Origin of the sequence: Clostridium sp., assembly GCF_036646415.1 — a bacterium.
Classification (GTDB): domain Bacteria; phylum Bacillota; class Clostridia; order Clostridiales; family Clostridiaceae; genus Clostridium_J.
This window is the reverse complement of record NZ_JAVXMF010000007.1, coordinates 13,758-32,270: the sequence shown is the minus strand read 5'-3', so window position 1 is coordinate 32,270 and position 18,513 is coordinate 13,758. Positions and strand designations below refer to the sequence as shown.

Below are 18,513 nucleotides of genomic sequence, written 5' to 3'. Positions count from 1 at the left end.
AGAGGGGTGAACTATCTTGAAATTAAAAACAAAGTTATTTGGAAAAGTGTATGATTTTAAATCAATAATGGAAGTTATGGCAAAAGCAAATGAAGAAAAGTCAGGAGATAAGCTTGCAGGGATTGCAGCAGAATCTTCAGAGGAGAGAGTAGCGGCTAAGGTAGTTTTAAGTAATTTGACTTTAGAGGATTTAAGAAATTGTCCAGCGGTGCCTTATGAAATAGATGAGGTAACAAGAATAATTCAAGATGATGTTAATGAAAAGATATACGCTGAAATTAAAAACTTAACAGTATCTGAATTTAGAGAGTGGATATTAGATGAAAACACTACTGGAGAAGATATTAAAAGGGCAAGCCGTGGACTTACTAGTGAGATGGTAGCTGCTGTAACTAAGATAATGTCAAATTTAGATTTAATTTATGGAGCAAAGAAGATAAGAATTACAGCACATTGTAATACAACAATAGGTTTAGATGGAACTTTATCTGCTAGACTTCAACCTAACCATACTACGGATAATCCACAGGGGATTTTAGCATCTCTTATGGAGGGATTAACTTTTGGTGTTGGTGATGCAGTTATAGGATTAAATCCAGTAGATGATTCCGTTGAAAGCGTAATGAGAGTTCTTAAAACCTTTGAGGACTTTAAGCAGAAGTGGGAAATACCAACTCAAAACTGTGTATTAGCTCACGTAACAACACAAATGGAAGCTATAAGACGTGGAGCTCCTGCAGATTTAATTTTCCAAAGTATAGCTGGTTCTCAAAAGGGAAATGAAGCCTTCGGAATAACTGGAGATATGTTAGAGGAAGCAAGACAATTAGCACTTAAAGAAGGTACAGGTTCTGGTCCTAATGTAATGTATTTTGAGACAGGACAGGGTTCAGAGTTATCTTCAGAAAGCCATAATGGTGTTGACCAATTAACTATGGAAGCAAGATGTTATGGATTTGCTAAGAGATTTAGTCCATTCCTAGTAAATACTGTTGTTGGATTTATAGGACCAGAGTATTTATATGATAGTAAGGAAGTTATAAGAGCAGGTCTTGAGGATCACTTCATGGGTAAATTAACAGGAATACCAATGGGTGTTGATGCTTGTTACACAAACCATATGAAGGCAGATCAAAATGATATAGAAAATTTATCTGTACTTCTTACAGCAGCAGGATGTAACTACTTTATGGGATTACCTCATGGTGATGATATAATGCTTAACTACCAGTCTACTGGATATCATGAAACAGCAACTCTAAGAGATTTATTAAGCTTAAAGCCAATAAAAGAGTTTGAAGTTTGGATGGAAAAAATGGGATTCACAGAAAATGGAAAAATGACTAAAAAAGCAGGAGATGCATCTGTATTTCTTAAATAGTGAGAGGGGGAAAAATAATGGTATCAGAAAATGATTTAAAAAGATTGGTTGAACAGGTGTTATTTGAAATGACAGCTAAAGGTACTTCAACTACAGCTAAGGTTGAAAATACTGTTGAAGTAGATATTGAAGATGGATTTATTGAGGATATTACAGCCGTTGATATTACAAAACAACTTTTAGTTCCAAATCCAGCAGATGCTAAGGGATATTTAAAAATGAAGGAATCTACTCCAGCTAGATTAGGTATTTGGAGAGCGGGGCCTAGATATAAAACAGAAACAGCTTTAAGAGTTAGAGCAGACCACGCAGCAGCTCAAGATTCAGTTTTCTCAGATGTTTCAGAAGAATTCTTAAAGGAAATGAATTTATTTTCTGTTAAAACAGAGTGTAAGGATAAAGATGAGTTTATAACAAGACCAGACCTTGGAAGAAGGATAACTGAAGAGGGTATAAAAACTATAAAAGATAATTGTAAAAAGAGACCACAGGTACAAATATATGTATCAGACGGATTAAGCTCAGCAGCTATAGAAGCCAATGTGCGTGACGTACTTCCAGCTATGATACAAGGATTGGAAGGTTACAGAATTTCTGTAGGAACTACCTTCTTTGTGAAAAATGGAAGGGTAGGAGCTATGGATGTAGTATCTGAAGCATTAGAAGCCGATGTTACTTGTGTACTTATAGGGGAAAGACCAGGACTAGTTACAGCAGAAAGTATGAGTGCTTATATAGCATACAAAGCTACTGTAAATATGCCAGAAGCTAGAAGAACAGTTGTATCTAACATCCATAAAGGTGGTACTCCTCCAGTAGAGGCAGGTGCTCACATAGCTGAAATAATAAAAATAATGCTTGAAAAGAAAGCAAGTGGAGTAGATTTAAAATTATAAAAAATAAATTTTAATTAGGAGGGAAAATACATGAAAAATGATGCTATTCGCGCAACGGTATTAGGGGTAAAAATAATATCAAATGTTAGTCCAGATATGGTAGAGTCTTTCAATTTACAACCACATCATAAGAGTTTAGGACTTATAACAGCAGACATAGATGATGTTACTTATACAGCTTTAGACGAAGCCACTAAAGCAGCAGAGGTAGATATAGTATATGCAAAATCAATGTATGCAGGTTCTGCAAATGCAAGTACAAAATTAGCAGGTGAAGTTATAGGAATAATGGCTGGTCCAAGTCCAGCAGAGGTTAGAAGTGGACTTAATGCTACTTTAGATTTTATAGAAAATGGAGCAAACTTTGTAAGTGCTAATGATGATGATTCAGTTCCATACTATGCTCATTGTATATCAAGAACAGGAAGTTTTCTTTCTCAAACAGCTAACATTAAAGAAGGAGAACCAATAGCTTATCTAATAGCACCTCCACTTGAAGCTATGTATGCATTAGATGCAGCTTTAAAAGCAGCAGATGTTAAATTAGCAGCTTTTTATGGACCACCATCAGAAACTAACTTTGGAGGAGCATTGCTTACCGGAAGCCAATCAGCTTGTAAAGCAGCTTGTGATGCTTTCGCAGCAGCGGTTCAATTTGTAGCTGAAAATCCTACAAATTTTTAAGTTAAGGAAATCATATGTATAGAGGAGCCTTAGGCCTAATTGAAGTATACGGTTATCTTGGCGCCATAGAAGCAGCAGATATAGCACTTAAGGCAGCTAATGTAAATCTCGTAGGTTGTGAAAAAGTTAAGGGTGGTTTGGTTACGGTAAAGATAAAGGGAGATGTTTCTGCAGTTAAAGCAGCTGTGGAGGCTGCTGAAGTTGCTGTAGCGAAGTTAAATGTCTTAGTAGGAACTCATGTAATTTCAAGACCAGATTTATCAGTTTGGGATATTGTTGAGGAAAGTATAGATAACAATAAAACTTGTAAAGACAAGGAAAACAATGAAGATTTATCGGTTGTTAAAAGGGAAAAAACTGATGATGAACCAAAAGAACCTAAGAATGTAAACCAAGAGGAGAAAATACAAGAGCCTGAAGAGATAAAGCTTGAAGAGCATATTCTAGAGAATAGTGAAAGCTTAAAAGATCAGTTAGAGAGTAAAAAGGTAGATGAGCTTAGAACTTTAGCAAGAAGTTTAAACTTAGATAACATGACTAGGAAGCAGATAAAGTTTGCTAAGAAGGATAATCTTATAGAAGAGATTATATTATTCTATCAAAGGAGGGATAAATAGTGGATAAGGATTTAATATCTATTCAAGAAGTTAGAGAACTTATAGCTAAAGCGAAGTTGGCACAAAAGAAATTAAGTGAAATGAGCCAAAGTGAAATCGATAAAATAGTTCAAGCTATAAGTGATTCTGCATACAATAGTGCTGAAAAATTGGCTAAAATGGCAGAAGCAGAAACTGGCTTTGGAAGATGGCAAGATAAGATTTTGAAAAATACCTTTGCTAGTAAAACCGTTTATGAGTATATAAAAGATTTAAAAACTGTAGGAATAATAAATGAAGATAAAGATAAGAAATTAGTTGAAGTTGCAGTTCCAGTGGGAGTTATTGCAGGACTTATTCCATCAACTAATCCTACTTCTACAGCTATATATAAGGCAATGATAGCCATAAAAGCAGGAAATTCTATAGTATTCTCACCACATCCAAATGCTAAAAAATGCATATTGGAAACTGTGAAAATAATATCTGAAGCAGCTGTGGCTGCAGGAGCACCAGAAGGTGCCATTGGATGTATGACTGTACCAACTATGGAAGGTACAGATCAGCTAATGAAGCATAATGATATTTCATTAATATTAGCAACGGGTGGTACACCTATGGTTAAAGCAGCTTATAGTTCAGGTAATCCAGCTATAGGAGTAGGACCAGGAAATGGACCAGCTTTCATAGAAAAATCTGCAGATATTTCTTTAGCAGTAAAGAGAATATTAGATAGTAAGACTTTTGATAATGGTACTATATGTGCTTCAGAGCAATCTATAGTAGTGGAAGCTTGTATAAAAGAAAAAGTAGTTGCTGAATTAAAAGCACAAGGAGCTTATTTCTTAAATAAAGAAGAAGCGGATAGACTATCAGGATTTATACTTAGAAGCAATGGGTCAATGAACCCTCAAATAGTAGGGAAAAGTGTTGAAGCAATAGCTAAAATGGCTAATTTAAATGTTCCGTCTGGAGCTAGAGTACTTATAGCAGAAGAAACTAATGTAGGACATAAGCATCCATATTCAAGAGAAAAGTTAGCACCGATTCTAGGCTTCTACTGTGAAGAAAACTGGGAAAAGGCTTGTGAAAAATGTATTGAAATATTAAACAATGAGGGAGCAGGACATACTCTTGTAATACATTCAAAGGATGAAGCTATAATTAGAGAGTTTGCACTTAAAAAGCCAGTATCAAGACTATTAGTTAATACTCCAGGCGCATTAGGTGGAATAGGAGCTACTACAAACTTAGTACCAGCTTTAACTTTAGGCTGTGGAGCAGTTGGGGGAAGTGCAACTTCTGATAATGTTGGACCTCTCAATTTATTGAATGTAAGAAGATTGGCTTATGGAGTTAAGGAAATAGAGGAGTTAGTGGATAAAAATGACACTAATAGTTCTAATCACAGTCAAGGAAATTTAAATGAAGCGTGTATAAATATTATAGTAGAACAAATTATAGAAAAATTAAGAAGTCAATTATAAAAATAATTAATATAAATAAAAAATATAAATAAAAAATAAAATTTTAGGAGGAATATAAAATGGCAAGTACAAACGCATTAGGAATGATTGAAACAAAAGGATTGGTAGGGGCAATAGAAGCAGCGGACGCAATGGTTAAAGCTGCAAATGTTACATTAGTAGGTAAAGAACATGTTGGTGGAGGATTAGTAACTGTAATGGTTAGAGGCGATGTTGGAGCTGTTAAAGCTGCTACAGATGCAGGAGCTGCTGCTGCAGAGAGAGTGGGACAATTAGTTTCTGTTCATGTAATTCCAAGACCACACACTGAAGTAGATGCAATACTTCCTATGGTAAAAGCAGAAGCTTAATATCTAAAACATACTATCCCTACAGTCCAAAAGCTTGTGGCGGATAGTATGTTTATATATAACCTTCTTAAGAGGATGTGAGTTATATGAGTTTGCTAACTGAATGTGAACTAAGAAAACAACTTAAAAATACAGATATTAAAGAGTATGAAGTAGAAAAGGGAGTTATTATTACACCATCTGCAAAGCAATATCTACAGGATAAAAACATTAAATTGATGATTGTTGATAAACTGGGTGCTAAGAAACAAGGAAATTCAAAAAACGAAAATGAAGATAAAGGAAAGATTTTTCCGAAATATATTTGTCTTCAGGGTGGTTATGTAGAGAAAAAACCAGAGCATATGACACAGTTATATGGAGAAAAATTAGTACCTAAAGACCATAGGAGAATAGAGTTTAGAGGAAGACTGGACAGTCTTCAATCTAAAATTTTAGAAGCTCAAGTTTTATCAGTAAAGCTTGAAAAGGAAAGTGTGGCAAAAGATTTAGAAGAGATTCTATGTTTTGTACGTAATGTATTAAGGGCAGAAGTATTAGAAGAACAACTTCCTGAATTCTCACTTTTAGGAATGAATGAGAATGACCTAAGAGAAATTTCACACAACCCTAAAAAGTACTTCAACATGGAACATTTTATACCAAATTATAAGATGGGTGAAATAGTTATTGCACTTAACTCCATAAGAAGTAATGTAAGGGAAGTTGAAGTGTGTGGTTTTAAGGCATTTAAAGACATTGACGGAGAGATAACAAGAAACGATATCATCAGATATTTAAATAGACTAAGTAGCTGTTTATATGTAATGATGCTTAAGTTTTTATCAGGAAAATATAAATAAAGGGGGTGTACTCATGACAGATATGAACACTGAATATATTGTAGAAGAAGTCATAAGAAGAGTAAGTGAAAAATTTCAAATTACAGTAGAAGCTTCAGGGAGACACCTTCACCTTTCAAGAAAACATATTGATATATTATTTGGTAAAGATTATGAATTAACAAAGGTAAAGGAATTATCACAACCGGGTCAATATAGCTGTAGCGAAAGAGTTAGCATAACTGGACCAAAGGGAACAATTAAAAATGTAGTTGTACTTGGACCAGAAAGAAGTGAAACACAAGTGGAAATTTCTAAAACCGATGCTCTTATTTTAGGAATAAAAGCCCCTGTTAGAGAATCAGGAAAGTTACAGGGAAGTGAAGGTATAACAATTGTCACAGAAAGAGCTTCTTTAACAATTAGAGAAGGATTAATAATTGCAAAACGTCATATACACTTATCACCAGAAGATGCAAAGTTATTTAAAGTTTGTGATAAAGATATAGTGAAGGTTAGAGTAAATGGAGAAAGACCACTAATCTTTGACGATGTTGTGATTAGAGTAAATAAAGAATATAGAACCTTTATGCACATAGATTATGATGAAGCAAATGCCTGTGGATATACTAAAGGCACTACTGCCAGAATTATAAAATAGAATTCTTGTTTCATAGAAATCTTAAAAATAAAAATATATACCTTATAAGGTAAGGTGTATTGAAAATTTCATTGCCACATAAAAGGAAGTGATTTAAATGGATATGGAAAAGTTAGTGGATATGATCACTCAGGAAGTTATGAAGAGAATTCCGAGGAGTACGAATAATACTGAAATGAATAAAGAAAAGGTATTAGTAATAAGTTACGGTGAGGAAGAATTAGCCAAGGTTAAAGAACTTATAGGACATGAATATGAGATTCATATTTATGATAAAGCAGATGCAAATTTGAGAAACTATGAGCATATTGTAGTTACAAATTTATGTAATAAGGGTTTATCATCAATGGCACTTGGATTATGTAATGATAGCGTGCAAGGATTTATAATAGACTCTCTTTTTAATGGCAAGAAGGTTTATGTGTTAAAAGAGGGAATACAATACAGGAAATATTCAAGTACTTCTAATGAAGCTCTATATAATCTTTATAGTAAATATGAATGTAAAATCATGTCTTATGGAGTTTCTGTAGTTGATGAGAAAAGTTTATTAAAAAGTATGAAATTGGGTGTAGCTTGTAATGATGAATTAAAGGGAAAATCCTGTTCAATGGAATCAAGTATAGTAAGCGGTGCCTGCATGATATCAAACAATGATATTCATAGTAAAGTTGAAGCACAAGCTAAAACTGAGGTTTCAGAGGATACTGTACAATCACATCAAATAGTAGAAATAAATAATAAAAAATTAATTACAGAATCAGATCTTAGAAAATTATATATGAATGGAATAAAGGAAGTAAATATAATTAAAAATGCTATATTAACCCCACTAGCTCAAGACTTTATAAGAATAAAACAATTAAAGATAAATAGAGTATAGGGGAGATTCGAAAACATCTCAACAGGGTTAAAGGGATATATGGAGTGGTTCACAAATAAGGGGGACGGCTAATGATTATTGGCAAAGTTATAGGCAATATTTGGGCTACAAGAAAAGACGAAAAATTAAATGGGTTAAAATTCTTGGTGGTAGAACCATCTAAATCTGCAGCTGGCAATGGAAGTGAAATTTTCGTTGCTGCAGATATAGTAGGCGCTGGCATAGGGGATAATGTGTTAGTTACTAAAGGTAGTTCTGCAAGAGCATCTCTGCATATAAAAGATGTGCCTGTGGATGCTGTTATAGTAGGTATAATAGATAGCTTAGAAGTTGATTCAGAATTTCTAAACTAAAGAGGATGGTTTTAGTATAAAAATCATATTTATGTTTAAAAAATTATTTATGGGGAAGGAGATAAAAATATGGGTATAAATGAAATTATTATATATATAATGGTTGCTTTTATGGTTTTGGGTGCACTAGATAAGTGCATAGGAAATAAATTTGGTTTAGGAGAACAATTTGAAGAGGGCTTTATGGCAATGGGTTCATTAACTATAGCAATGGTAGGTGTAGTTTCTTTAGCACCAGTACTTGCTACTGTATTAAAACCTATAATAGTTCCAATTTACACCGCATTAGGTGCAGATCCATCTATGTTTGCCACTACTTTACTTGCTTGTGATATGGGGGGGTATCCTCTTGCAAAAGAACTTGCACAATCAGCACAGGCAGCAAGTTTTTCAGGGGTAATCATAGGATCTATGATGGGACCAACTATTGTATTTACTATACCAGTTGCTCTTGGAATCATTAAAAAAGAAGATCATAAGTTTTTGGCAACAGGTGTACTTGCAGGGATGATAACAATTCCTATTGGGGCACTTATAGGAGGACTTACAGCTGGGTTTGGAGTAATAATGGTACTTAAAAATCTTGTACCAATAATAATAGTTGCTGCACTTCTTGCTATAGGATTATGGATAATTCCTGAAAAAATGATAAAAGGCTTTACTGTTTTTGGAAAAGGTGTAGTTGTAGTTATAACAATAGGTCTTGCAGCTATAATAATAGAAACTTTAACAGGCTTTGTTGTTATTCCTGGTATGGCACCAATATCCGAAGGTATTAGTATAGTAGGTTCTATTGCAATAGTACTTGCTGGAGCTTTCCCAATGGTTTATTTTATAACAAAAGTATTTAAAAAACCTCTTATGAAGCTTGGTTCATTACTAGGTATGAATGATATTGCAGCAGCAGGTATGGTGGCAAGTCTTGCAAATAGTATACCAATGTTCGGAATGATGAAGGATATGGATGATAGAGGTAAGATAATAAACGTTGCTTTTGCAGTTAGTGCAGCATTTGTGTTTGGAGATCATTTAGGTTTTGTTGCTGGAGTAGAAAAAGAAATGATATTCCCTATGATAGTTGGAAAATTAATTAGTGGAATTACAGCAGTTGCTTTAGCTTGTTTTATAGCTTCAAGAAATAAAAAAGATAAATCTATTAAAGCATAATATAATAAGGCACATTTGAATAAATGTAATAGCATATTTGCTTATTATTTATTTGAATGTGCTCAAATGGAGGAGTTAAAATGGAAAATATAGATGCAAAATTAATTGAAGATATGGTTAGAAAAATCATAGCAGAAAGTTTATTAAAGGAAAAATGTGAATTTGAAAAGCACGTAGATGCAAGCGGTATAATGTCAGTAAAATTAGACACTGTAAAATTAGACAAGTTCGACACTGGTAAACCGGAAGATAATGTACTTTTAAAGGATGTTGTAACTTTAGAAGAAAGTCCAAGACTTGGATGCGGTCTTATGGAAATGAAAGAGACTTGCTTTGATTGGACATTAAAATATGATGAAGTAGATTATATTATAGATGGAACTTTAGAAATAAACATTGATGGAAGAAAAGTTGTAGCCAATAAAGGAGAAATAATTTTTATTCCTAAGAACTCAACAATTCAATTCAGTGTTCCAAACTATGCAAAGTTTATGTATGTGACATATCCTGCTAATTGGGCGGATTTAGAGTAGGTATTTTTTAAAAAAGGTAGGTTTATTTGCATTGATAAGGTACAAATAAATGAAAGAGATTATATTGACATTGAAAAACTAATAGCTGGAGACTGTGTCTCTCATTGATTAGATTATTGTTTTTAATGTTTTATTGACTGGAGGCTATAGAATGTCAAATCATTTAATAGAGACGATTCGTACTAATGGAATAATCGGAGCAGGTGGGGCTGGTTTTCCTGCTCATGTTAAGTTTTCAGCTAAAGCTGAATATGTTATCTTAAACTGCGCAGAGTGTGAACCTCTTTTAAGAGTAGATCAACAATTGATTATTCTATATGCGGAAGAGATTATAGAAACATTGGAAGATATTACAAAACAGGTAGAGGCTAAAAAAGCATTCATTGGCATTAAAAGCAAACATAGAGCAGCTATTGATGTTCTTAAAGTGAAACTAAAGGGCCATGAAAATATTGAAATCTTTCCACTAAGAGATTTTTATCCAGCTGGAGATGAACAAAGTCTTGTAAATGAAGTAACAGGAAGAATTGTTCCAGAAGGAGGAATTCCTCTTAAAGTAGGATGTATTGTAACAAATACAGAAACAGTATTAAATTTATCAAATGGATTAAAGGATAAACCAGTAACCCATACTTATTTAACAATTGCTGGGGACGTGCCTAAGCATGTTACTTTAAGACTTCCTGTTGGAATTCCAGTTCGTGAAGTTCTAACTTTAGCAGGTATTCATGATATTTCTAATATCCAGGTAATTGATGGAGGCCCTATGATGGGAAAGATTCTTTCTGATATTAATTCCCCAATTACAAAAACTACAAAGGGGCTTGTTGTTCTTCCTAAGGACCATAGTTTAATTAGAAAGAAAAATATGACTCCCCAAATGGCCATTCATCAATCAAAAGCAGCATGTTTACAATGCAGAATGTGTACAGACCTTTGCCCAAGATATTTACTTGGACATAACCTTCAACCTCATTTGATGATGCGAAAATCAAACTATGACCGAGGAAACAATGTGGAAGGAGCTGAAATGGCATCTTTGTGTTGTGAATGTGGAGTATGTGAATTATTTGCATGTCCTGCAAGTTTATCTCCCCGCCTTATTAACATCAATTATAAGAAAAAGTTGGCAGAGAACAAGATAAAATATATTCCTTTAACAAATAATTATTCGGAACAGCCATCAAAGGAATATCGAAAAATTCCAGTTAAACGATTGATTGGAAAATTAGGACTTAAGGAATTTGATGTAGAAGCTCCCCTAGAAGAGATAAATTATGAACCTAAAAAAGTAAGAATACCACTGAAACAACATATTGGAAGTCCAAGTATTCCAGTTGTTCAGATAGGACAACTTGTTCATATTGGAGATTTACTAGGTGAAATACCAGAAAACGCATTAGGGGCAAGAGTTCATGCAAGCATTGATGGAAGAGTAACTGAAGTTGGAAATTTCATTGAAATTGAAAGTTTATAAGGGGGGATCACTATGTTAAGAGCAATTGGCTTAGTAGAATTTACAAGTATTGCAAAGGGAATTGAGGCTGCGGATGCCATGTTAAAAGCAGCTGATGTTGAAATATTATTTTCAACTCCTGTTTGTCCAGGAAAATATATTGTTTTAGTACATGGGGATGTATCAGCTGTTGAAAGTTCTGTTGAAGCAGGTACCAGAGTAGGAGCAAACTATGTAGTAGATGACTTTATACTTCCCAATGTTCATCCTGGAGTTTATCCAGCCATTACATCAACTTCTACTATCACAGACATTCAAGCCTTAGGAGTATTAGAATCCTTTTCAATTGCTTCTATGATTGTATGTGCAGATAACGCTCTAAAAGCTGCAGATGTAGATCCAATCGAATTAAGACTAGGAACAGGTATTGGGGGAAAATCCTTCTTCACCTTAACCGGTGATGTTGCCGCTGTAAATGCTGCTGTTGAGGCAGGTGCGAAAAACTCAATTGATAAGGGAATCCTCGTTGAAAAGGTAGTAATTCCATCTCCTAGTAAGAAATTACTTCAATCCTTATTATAGATAATTAATCTTTATCATGAACATATAGAACATAAAATCTTAGTGCTAATGATTTCTTGAGATAATAAGAAATTAAATAAAACTAAGTAATACAAGCCTTAGAGCAAATTATGCACTGGGGCTTTTTTTCATTATTATAGAAAAGAATAGAAAGTCATAATGGATTAGTTTTATTCTCTGTAAGTAATTAGATATTAACCAATGCCACCATATATTAATCCTAAAATTATTACAACAACAGTTGTTGGTACAAAAACGTATTTACCAAAATTCATAAACCACATTCCAAATTTACGGTTTGCTCCTAAATTTAACTGATCTAAAGTTTCTTTTGAATCAAGTATGTAGAAGAACACAATGGCAGTTATTAATGCCCCAATTGGAGATAGTACTATAGTGATGAAATTAGTGAATTTATCAAATAAAGAACCACTTAGGCTTAGTGGTATAGCTAGTATAAAAGTTAAAATAGCAGTAATATAAGTAGTTTTCTTTCTGTTCCATTTAGTTAAATTCATAACTGCTTCCACAGGTCCCTCTAACATAGCAATAGAAGATGAAATAGAGGCGAAAATTATGCTTAAGAAGAATAAAGTGCTTAATACTTGTCCTAGTTGCATAGTCTGAAATATGCTAGGAACAGTGACAAATAATAAAGCTGGTCCAGCTGTAGGACTAAGGCCTAAAGCAAATACTGCTGGCATAATCATAAATGCAGCCAGCATAGCAGCTAGAGTATCAAATAGTACTGTATTTATTGCACAATTAGGTATATCAAATTTTTCATCTGTGTAGCTACCACACATAACCATACAACATCCCGTTAAAGATACTGTAAAGAAAGCTTGACCTAGAGCCATAACCCAAGTATTTGGCTTTAAAAGATATGACCAATCAGGTGCAAGAAGATACTTTACACCTTCCATAGAACCGGGTAAACTCAGGGATTTTACAATTAAAAGTGCAAAGGTAATAAATAATAAAGGAATGATGATTTTGTTTATTTTTTCGATTCCTTTAGAAACTCCAAAGCTAACTATTATTAAAGTTATTAAAACAGCTAATCCATGCCAAAGCACTGCACTATTACTATTTGTAAAAGTGGAGAAGTAAGTTTTCGTATTTATAGTTAAAATTTCTCCAGTAAAGCTAATGATGAAGTATTTTAGTACCCATCCGATAACAACGGTATAGAACATAAATATACCAGTTAATCCCAAGGTGGGAATTGTTGATATAATAGAACTGTATTTTATATTTTTTTCCTTAAAAATTTTTTGAATAGCACCCATTGATCCTACTCTGAACTGTCTACCAAAAGCAAACTCAGATATTAAACCAACTGTTCCAAGTAGTAGTACGAAAATAAAATAGGGTATTAAGAATGCAGCACCACCGTTTTCACCTAATTTATAAGGGAACATCCATATGTTTCCTAAACCTACAGCGGCTCCAACACAGGAGAGGATGAAACCAAGTTTACCAGTAAATTTTTCTCTTTTTTCTATGTTTTCCAATTTTGTTACCTCCTAAATGTATAATATAAAATATTTATATATAAAAAAGGTCCCATAGTTTATGCTATGGGACCTTTCACCTAGGATATCGAAAAGCCCCATAGTATTACCTATGAGACTTCGTTTTATTGCAAAATAAAAACCTCAGCCATCATAGATACAAAACACATAATCTGTGTGGTTTGTATCTATGAAAGTGATTATATAGATACAAACCTATCTAAAAAAGCTAAAGAAAAAGTTATTATTTAGTTTTGAAATTGATAGATTTGTTTTTAAATTCATAATGTCATCTCCTAATATAGTAAAATATAAGTAGTATCATATCAACAAATGAAATAGATGTCAACAAAAAAAGATTATTACTAGAAAAAATTACTGGTAAAATAAAGATATAATAACAAAATATGTAGTATAATAAATATTAATGAAAAAAATACTTCCACTCATAGTGATTCAGCTTACTCATACAGGAAATGGATATATAAATGGAAGATATATAAATACTAATTCTTATGAAACAACTAAAGCGGGGATGTAAATATAAAGAATTTTGCAGATGATGAAATAATAAAACTTATAAAAGAAGCTATACAGAATATAAAATAATAATTTGAATAATTATTGTTTATACAAGAATAAAATGTTTTATTTCTATATACTTTAATGGAGGTTAGAAAATTGTAAATAATTAAGTGTCTTAACAATGCAATTGAATATATTGAAGATAATTTGGATTCAACTATAGAGATTGATGAAATAGCAAAGGTTGCCGTTACATCACGTTACCATTTTCAGAGAATATTTCATGCATTAACTGGATTTACTTTAGCAGAATATATTAGAAATTGAAGGCTCACCTTTGCTGGTGAAGAGTTAACGTCTAAAGAGGTAAAAGTTACGGATGTAGCTATAAAATATGGTTATGAAAGTCCAGATGCTTTTACTAAAGCTTTTCAAAGACTGCATGGGGTAGCACCTTCAAAGATAAAGAAGGGGATATAAAATATGAGTATTGAAATAAAAAATCCAACGGAAGATCAGTATGGTAATAGTAAAAATAATATTTTTTTAGCAATAAGTAATGATGGATGCTATTTGGGTAGTTCCTATGTATATCCAAATAGCAATCAACATCAGATAGATGAAATACCACACCTTATCTTTATAGATATTAATATAGAAGCAAATATGGACGAACTATTAAGGGATAAAGTTAAACAAGATTTATTTGATAAAGTCTTTTTTAGAGCTAAAGAGATTCGCATGGAAAGACCAGATTTAAAGACAAGAATATACTCTGGATTTGAATATAACATGGATAACATGGATTTTTATATTAGAAATGGTTTAGAGGAAGAGTACAGCATTATTATGGAAGCAAATATTAATGAAGATTTTAAATATGCACTTCCTGAAGAAATTGAAGTAGTTCAGATGAATTCAGAAGTGGAAGAAGAACTTATTGAATATAGACAGATGTATGATGAAATCTTTATATCACCATTAGATACAGATGGTCTTATAGAACAAAGTAAGGAAAAGTGTTTTAAGAGCTTATATTTTTTAATTCATGGCAAAAGATGTGGTGGTTGTACAATTTTTCAAAATGATGGTGTTGGCTATATTGAAACCATATATGTTCTACCAGAAGTACGTGGAAAAGGAATATCAAAAATTATACTTAATTATATATTTAATTATTTCTTAGTAAATGGATTAAACAAAACAAAACTTGAGGTATGGGAATTAAACAAACCTGCAGTAAAACTTTATAAATCTTTTGGCTATCAAGAAGTAGAAAAAAACTTAATGTTTCCAGGAATAAGTCTTTAAGTATTGAGAATGTAAAAGTCAAAAAAGAAAATCTCACTTTAAGTAGTTATGGATAGGGAAGAAAATAGAATAACTTTAGTAAAAATTTTAAGAAAAACGTGGGGGAATATTAATGTATAATCCAAGTGAAATTAGTAAGTTTTATGATAACTATGGTGTGAAGGAATGGCAAAGGCTAGATTTATCACCTTATGATAGAATTAATTATTATTTACATATGCATTTTCTTGAAAAGTATATAGGTAAGGGTAAGAAAGTCCTAGATGCTGGTTGTGGTGCAGGTAGGTTTAGTATAGAAGTTGCTAAAGCAGAGAGTAGGGTTACTTTATTTGATATATCTAAGGAACAATTAAGTATTGCAGAGAATAAATTAAATGAAGAAAATTTATCAGCTTATGTAGATGGAATTATAAATGGAGATTTAGCGGATTTATCAATGTTTGAGGACCATAGCTTTGATACGGTTATTTGTTATGGAGCACCTTTAAACTATCTTTTAGAGAATACTGAGAGAGCAATAAAAGAGTTAGTTAGAGTTACTAAAACTGGTGGAGAAATCTTAATTAGTGTAAATAGTAAATGGGGTGTAATAAGAACTCAACTAGGTAGAGAAGATTTTGATTATGTATCATTCTTTGGAAGACCGGACTATTGGTATATTCCACAGGTTGTTGAAACTGGCGATTTACCAAAACATGAGATGGTGTCACATCCTGCAAGACACTTCTTTGATGGAGAAGAGTTGGAAGCTATATTAAAGAAATGTGGAGTAGGGGATATTACATTGGGGGGAAGTCCTTGTGTATCCAGTGGATTTAGAAAGGCTGTTAATGATATAGAAAAAGATAATGTAGCTTGGGACACATTACTTAAGTTAGAGATGGATGCATATTGTAAAAGAACTTTAGTTGATAATGGTGAGTTTTTACTAGCTAGAGGCATTAAGTTATAGGAAGAGAATGGCTTTCATTTATAATAATTTATATTTTACGTAAGCGAATTAAAAATAATGACTTAGTTAAAGAATAGTGTTGATAATGTATTATTTTTAAAGGGAACTTGTAAAAAGTTCCCTTGATTTGTATTTTGAGAAGATTGTATCATAAATAACTACAAATTATGCTCATAATATCATAACGACAAATTGGAACTTGACCCTTTATGCAATATGTAAAACATTTATCGGTAAACCAGAAAATAGCCTATTGAAGATACAACGACAATGGTCATTATATAAATCAATTTATTATTTGCTTTTTTATAGAACCAACAGCCTAATATTATCAGACTCAAGAAATCAAAAATCAGTTGAAACAAAAAAGTATGGTTATTATACAAATATATACTTACACCGATTGTTTCCGCAACTAATCCGCTTACTGGTAATGCATACAAAAAGCTGCTTAGCTTATTCGCTTTATTCCGGTAGTAGAGTACAAAGCTGACTATGGCAAAAGCCAATGCTAAAGCGTTATACATATAGTTATCAAGGTATTTAGTTGCAACATCGTTTTCTTAAATCTTATCATACTAGATTATTTTTATTAATATTACAATTTTTGATATAAATATATATTATGGTAAGGTGAATTATTTATCAAATAATTCTATGGTGTGTAACGGATGTTACATCCAATATTAACCTTTTATAATATAATTTAAATAGTAAGTTAATCGAATAAGTGATATACATATAGCATTTGGTGGAATAATTTAAATGTTTAATAGTGTATAAAGTATAAGGAGAAATAAATATGAATTTAAATAATTATCAGAGACAACATAAAGATATAGAAGAGGTAATTGAAAAAATCTATGAAATTATAAATCAAAATGAAATTGAAGAGTGTTCTTCAGAACTAGCAATTAATATAAACAAGCTTGCTGGAAAATTACAAATTCATTTAAATAGTGAAGATAAATTTTTATATCCTAATTTACTAAAGGATGAAAAAACAAAGGATATAAGCCAAAAGTATATAGATGAAATGGGTGGAATGTTAGTAAAATTTACTAGTTATAAAGAGAAATTTAATACTACAAATAAAATTAAAACTAATAAAAATTACGTAGTAGTAGAAACAAAAGCAATTTTAGGTAGTATAGAAGAAAGAATGAAAAGAGAAGAAAATGAACTTTATAAATTAATATAATTTAAATAAGATAACCACCTACACTTTTAAACTGAGCTGCTCCTTGTCTACTTGACAGGGGGCAGTTCACAAGAGTAGGTGGTTAGTAATTTTATTATAGAAGCCTAGGGTACACTTAATTTTAATTAGTGATCTAGGCTTATAATTTAGATATTTACTATAGTTAATGACTAACATAGGCCACTAAGTGCATTATGAATTTGAAGTTAAAATTTAGAATAACTTCTTAAAGCAACTCTTACATATTAAACTTTTTCCTTTATTACAGGACATTATATTATTATCATCTACAGCCTTATTACAGATCTCACAGACTTGCTTGGAGTGATGAGTTTTTGAAATTTGTGTGTCTGCTATTGAAGTTTTAGAAGAAAGACATTTATTAGATACTATTTCCTCTAAAGAATTTATAGCTTTATTCTTCTTATTACTTGGAGGTTCATAATCTATAACAGGCTGCGTTTCTTCCAGCTTAATGATTTTATAATCCATAGAATAAGTGCTTTCTCCGTATAGTTCTAGCTCAAACCGAGGATTTTCTTTGTCATAGAACTCTTCAATAATAAGCCTTCTAACTTGGGCATCATTAATTATAAGTCCACTTTTTTCAACTCCATCTAGAATGCTTTTGGTTATGTTATTTGTATCTGGATGACGTTTTTCACTTTTATAATAAACCTTAAGTACAGCAATCAGAGCTTCTGTTAAGGTGATACTTGGATTTTGAATCATACATTCATAGGCAATTTCTTCTTCATATAATGCATATCTATCATGATACTTTCCAGAGTTATAGGGAAGTATTGCTCTTTTACTACTATTAAAAAGCTTAAAGTTGGATTTAGAAATGGGAGAACCCTTTACTACAACCTTAGCATAACTAACATTATTCATATTTTATCCTCTTTCTTTAATAATGATTTCAATAAATATTAAATACCTATATCCTTGAAAAATGTATTTTTAATAGGTATATTTCATACTAAATATTATACCATAGGAACTTATGTTTGAGGTGAATATAAAGTATTAACTATATACTAAAAAAGTTAATACCTAGTTGATTGTCCACGCAAATTTCAGTATAATTTTAAAGATAGAATCTTTGGTGGCTAAGTTATTCTTAAAAGTTACCAACAGATATATAAGGGGGAAAT

20 protein-coding genes and 1 pseudogene are annotated in these 18,513 nt (G+C 32.1%); 19 read left to right on the top strand and 2 right to left on the bottom strand.

The window, feature by feature from the left end; translation table 11 throughout:
• Positions 1-16: 16 nt before the first annotated feature.
• The 14 genes from RSD37_RS06865 to RSD37_RS06800 all read left to right on the top strand — a co-directional run bounded on the left by RSD37_RS06865 (position 17) and on the right by RSD37_RS06800 (position 11,850).
• Positions 17-1,381, top strand: a complete 1,365-nt coding sequence (locus tag RSD37_RS06865; RefSeq protein WP_346945971.1) for an ethanolamine ammonia-lyase subunit EutB — start codon at positions 17-19, stop codon at positions 1,379-1,381.
• 17 nt (positions 1,382-1,398) lie between these two features.
• Positions 1,399-2,277: an ethanolamine ammonia-lyase subunit EutC gene (eutC, locus tag RSD37_RS06860; RefSeq protein ID WP_346945970.1), complete on the top strand. Its 879-nt coding sequence runs from the start codon at positions 1,399-1,401 to the stop codon at positions 2,275-2,277.
• Between the two features lie 30 nt (positions 2,278-2,307).
• Positions 2,308-2,961 carry an ethanolamine utilization microcompartment protein EutL gene (gene eutL / locus RSD37_RS06855; protein ID WP_346945969.1) on the top strand — a complete coding sequence of 218 codons (654 nt, stop codon included), beginning with the start codon at positions 2,308-2,310 and terminating at the stop codon, positions 2,959-2,961.
• Positions 2,962-2,975: 14 nt separating this feature from the next.
• A complete protein-coding gene (locus RSD37_RS06850; RefSeq protein WP_346945968.1) occupies positions 2,976-3,578 on the top strand; it encodes a BMC domain-containing protein in 603 nt (200 codons plus the stop codon).
• Positions 3,578-5,044, top strand: coding sequence for an acetaldehyde dehydrogenase (acetylating) (locus RSD37_RS06845; RefSeq protein ID WP_346945967.1), 1,467 nt, complete (start codon positions 3,578-3,580; stop codon positions 5,042-5,044). The genes RSD37_RS06850 and RSD37_RS06845 overlap by 1 nt, the downstream gene beginning before the upstream one ends.
• Positions 5,045-5,103: 59 nt before the next feature.
• Complete coding sequence (locus RSD37_RS06840) at positions 5,104-5,394, top strand: BMC domain-containing protein (protein ID WP_346945966.1); 291 nt, start codon at positions 5,104-5,106, stop codon at positions 5,392-5,394.
• Between the two features lie 86 nt (positions 5,395-5,480).
• Complete coding sequence (locus RSD37_RS06835) at positions 5,481-6,236, top strand: cobalamin adenosyltransferase (protein ID WP_346945965.1); 756 nt, start codon at positions 5,481-5,483, stop codon at positions 6,234-6,236.
• Positions 6,237-6,249: 13 nt separating this feature from the next.
• Complete coding sequence (eutD, locus tag RSD37_RS06830) at positions 6,250-6,876, top strand: ethanolamine utilization phosphate acetyltransferase EutD (protein ID WP_346945964.1); 627 nt, start codon at positions 6,250-6,252, stop codon at positions 6,874-6,876.
• A 97-nt stretch (positions 6,877-6,973) separates the two neighbouring features.
• Positions 6,974-7,759, top strand: a complete 786-nt coding sequence (locus tag RSD37_RS06825; RefSeq protein WP_346945963.1) for a hypothetical protein — start codon at positions 6,974-6,976, stop codon at positions 7,757-7,759.
• 71 nt (positions 7,760-7,830) lie between these two features.
• Positions 7,831-8,112, top strand: coding sequence for a EutN/CcmL family microcompartment protein (locus tag RSD37_RS06820; protein ID WP_346945962.1), 282 nt, complete (start codon positions 7,831-7,833; stop codon positions 8,110-8,112).
• A gap of 69 nt (positions 8,113-8,181) precedes the next feature.
• Positions 8,182-9,279, top strand: coding sequence for an ethanolamine utilization protein EutH (eutH, locus tag RSD37_RS06815; protein ID WP_346945961.1), 1,098 nt, complete (start codon positions 8,182-8,184; stop codon positions 9,277-9,279).
• A gap of 80 nt (positions 9,280-9,359) precedes the next feature.
• Complete coding sequence (locus RSD37_RS06810; RefSeq protein ID WP_346945960.1) at positions 9,360-9,812, top strand: ethanolamine utilization protein; 453 nt, start codon at positions 9,360-9,362, stop codon at positions 9,810-9,812.
• Between the two features lie 151 nt (positions 9,813-9,963).
• On the top strand, positions 9,964-11,289 hold the full coding sequence (locus RSD37_RS06805; protein ID WP_346945959.1) for a 4Fe-4S dicluster domain-containing protein: 1,326 nt from the start codon (positions 9,964-9,966) through the stop codon (positions 11,287-11,289).
• Between the two features lie 12 nt (positions 11,290-11,301).
• A complete protein-coding gene (locus tag RSD37_RS06800) occupies positions 11,302-11,850 on the top strand; it encodes a BMC domain-containing protein (protein ID WP_346945958.1) in 549 nt (182 codons plus the stop codon).
• Between the two features lie 194 nt (positions 11,851-12,044).
• Here the strand turns inward: RSD37_RS06800 and RSD37_RS06795 are convergent, their stop codons facing one another.
• The gene (locus RSD37_RS06795) at positions 12,045-13,358 is read right to left on the bottom strand and encodes a sodium-dependent transporter (protein ID WP_346946067.1); all 1,314 of its coding nucleotides are present in this window, start codon (positions 13,356-13,358) and stop codon (positions 12,045-12,047) included.
• A gap of 741 nt (positions 13,359-14,099) precedes the next feature.
• Between RSD37_RS06795 and RSD37_RS06790 the strand changes: the two genes are divergently transcribed.
• The 5 genes and pseudogenes from RSD37_RS06790 (at position 14,100) to RSD37_RS06770 (ending at position 17,356) form a co-directional block, all read left to right on the top strand.
• Positions 14,100-14,219 carry a hypothetical protein gene (locus tag RSD37_RS06790; protein WP_346945957.1) on the top strand — a complete coding sequence of 40 codons (120 nt, stop codon included), beginning with the start codon at positions 14,100-14,102 and terminating at the stop codon, positions 14,217-14,219.
• A gap of 12 nt (positions 14,220-14,231) precedes the next feature.
• Positions 14,232-14,372, top strand: a pseudogene (locus RSD37_RS06785) (helix-turn-helix domain-containing protein); the annotation flags it as partial.
• 3 nt (positions 14,373-14,375) lie between these two features.
• On the top strand, positions 14,376-15,203 hold the full coding sequence (locus RSD37_RS06780) for a GNAT family N-acetyltransferase (protein ID WP_346945956.1): 828 nt from the start codon (positions 14,376-14,378) through the stop codon (positions 15,201-15,203).
• A gap of 112 nt (positions 15,204-15,315) precedes the next feature.
• Positions 15,316-16,155, top strand: coding sequence for a class I SAM-dependent methyltransferase (locus tag RSD37_RS06775; RefSeq protein ID WP_346945955.1), 840 nt, complete (start codon positions 15,316-15,318; stop codon positions 16,153-16,155).
• Between the two features lie 802 nt (positions 16,156-16,957).
• Complete coding sequence (locus RSD37_RS06770) at positions 16,958-17,356, top strand: hemerythrin domain-containing protein (RefSeq protein WP_346945954.1); 399 nt, start codon at positions 16,958-16,960, stop codon at positions 17,354-17,356.
• A 213-nt stretch (positions 17,357-17,569) separates the two neighbouring features.
• Here the strand turns inward: RSD37_RS06770 and RSD37_RS06765 are convergent, their stop codons facing one another.
• Positions 17,570-18,250: a RusA family crossover junction endodeoxyribonuclease gene (locus RSD37_RS06765; protein WP_346945953.1), complete on the bottom strand. Its 681-nt coding sequence runs from the start codon at positions 18,248-18,250 to the stop codon at positions 17,570-17,572.
• Positions 18,251-18,513 lie beyond the last annotated feature (263 nt).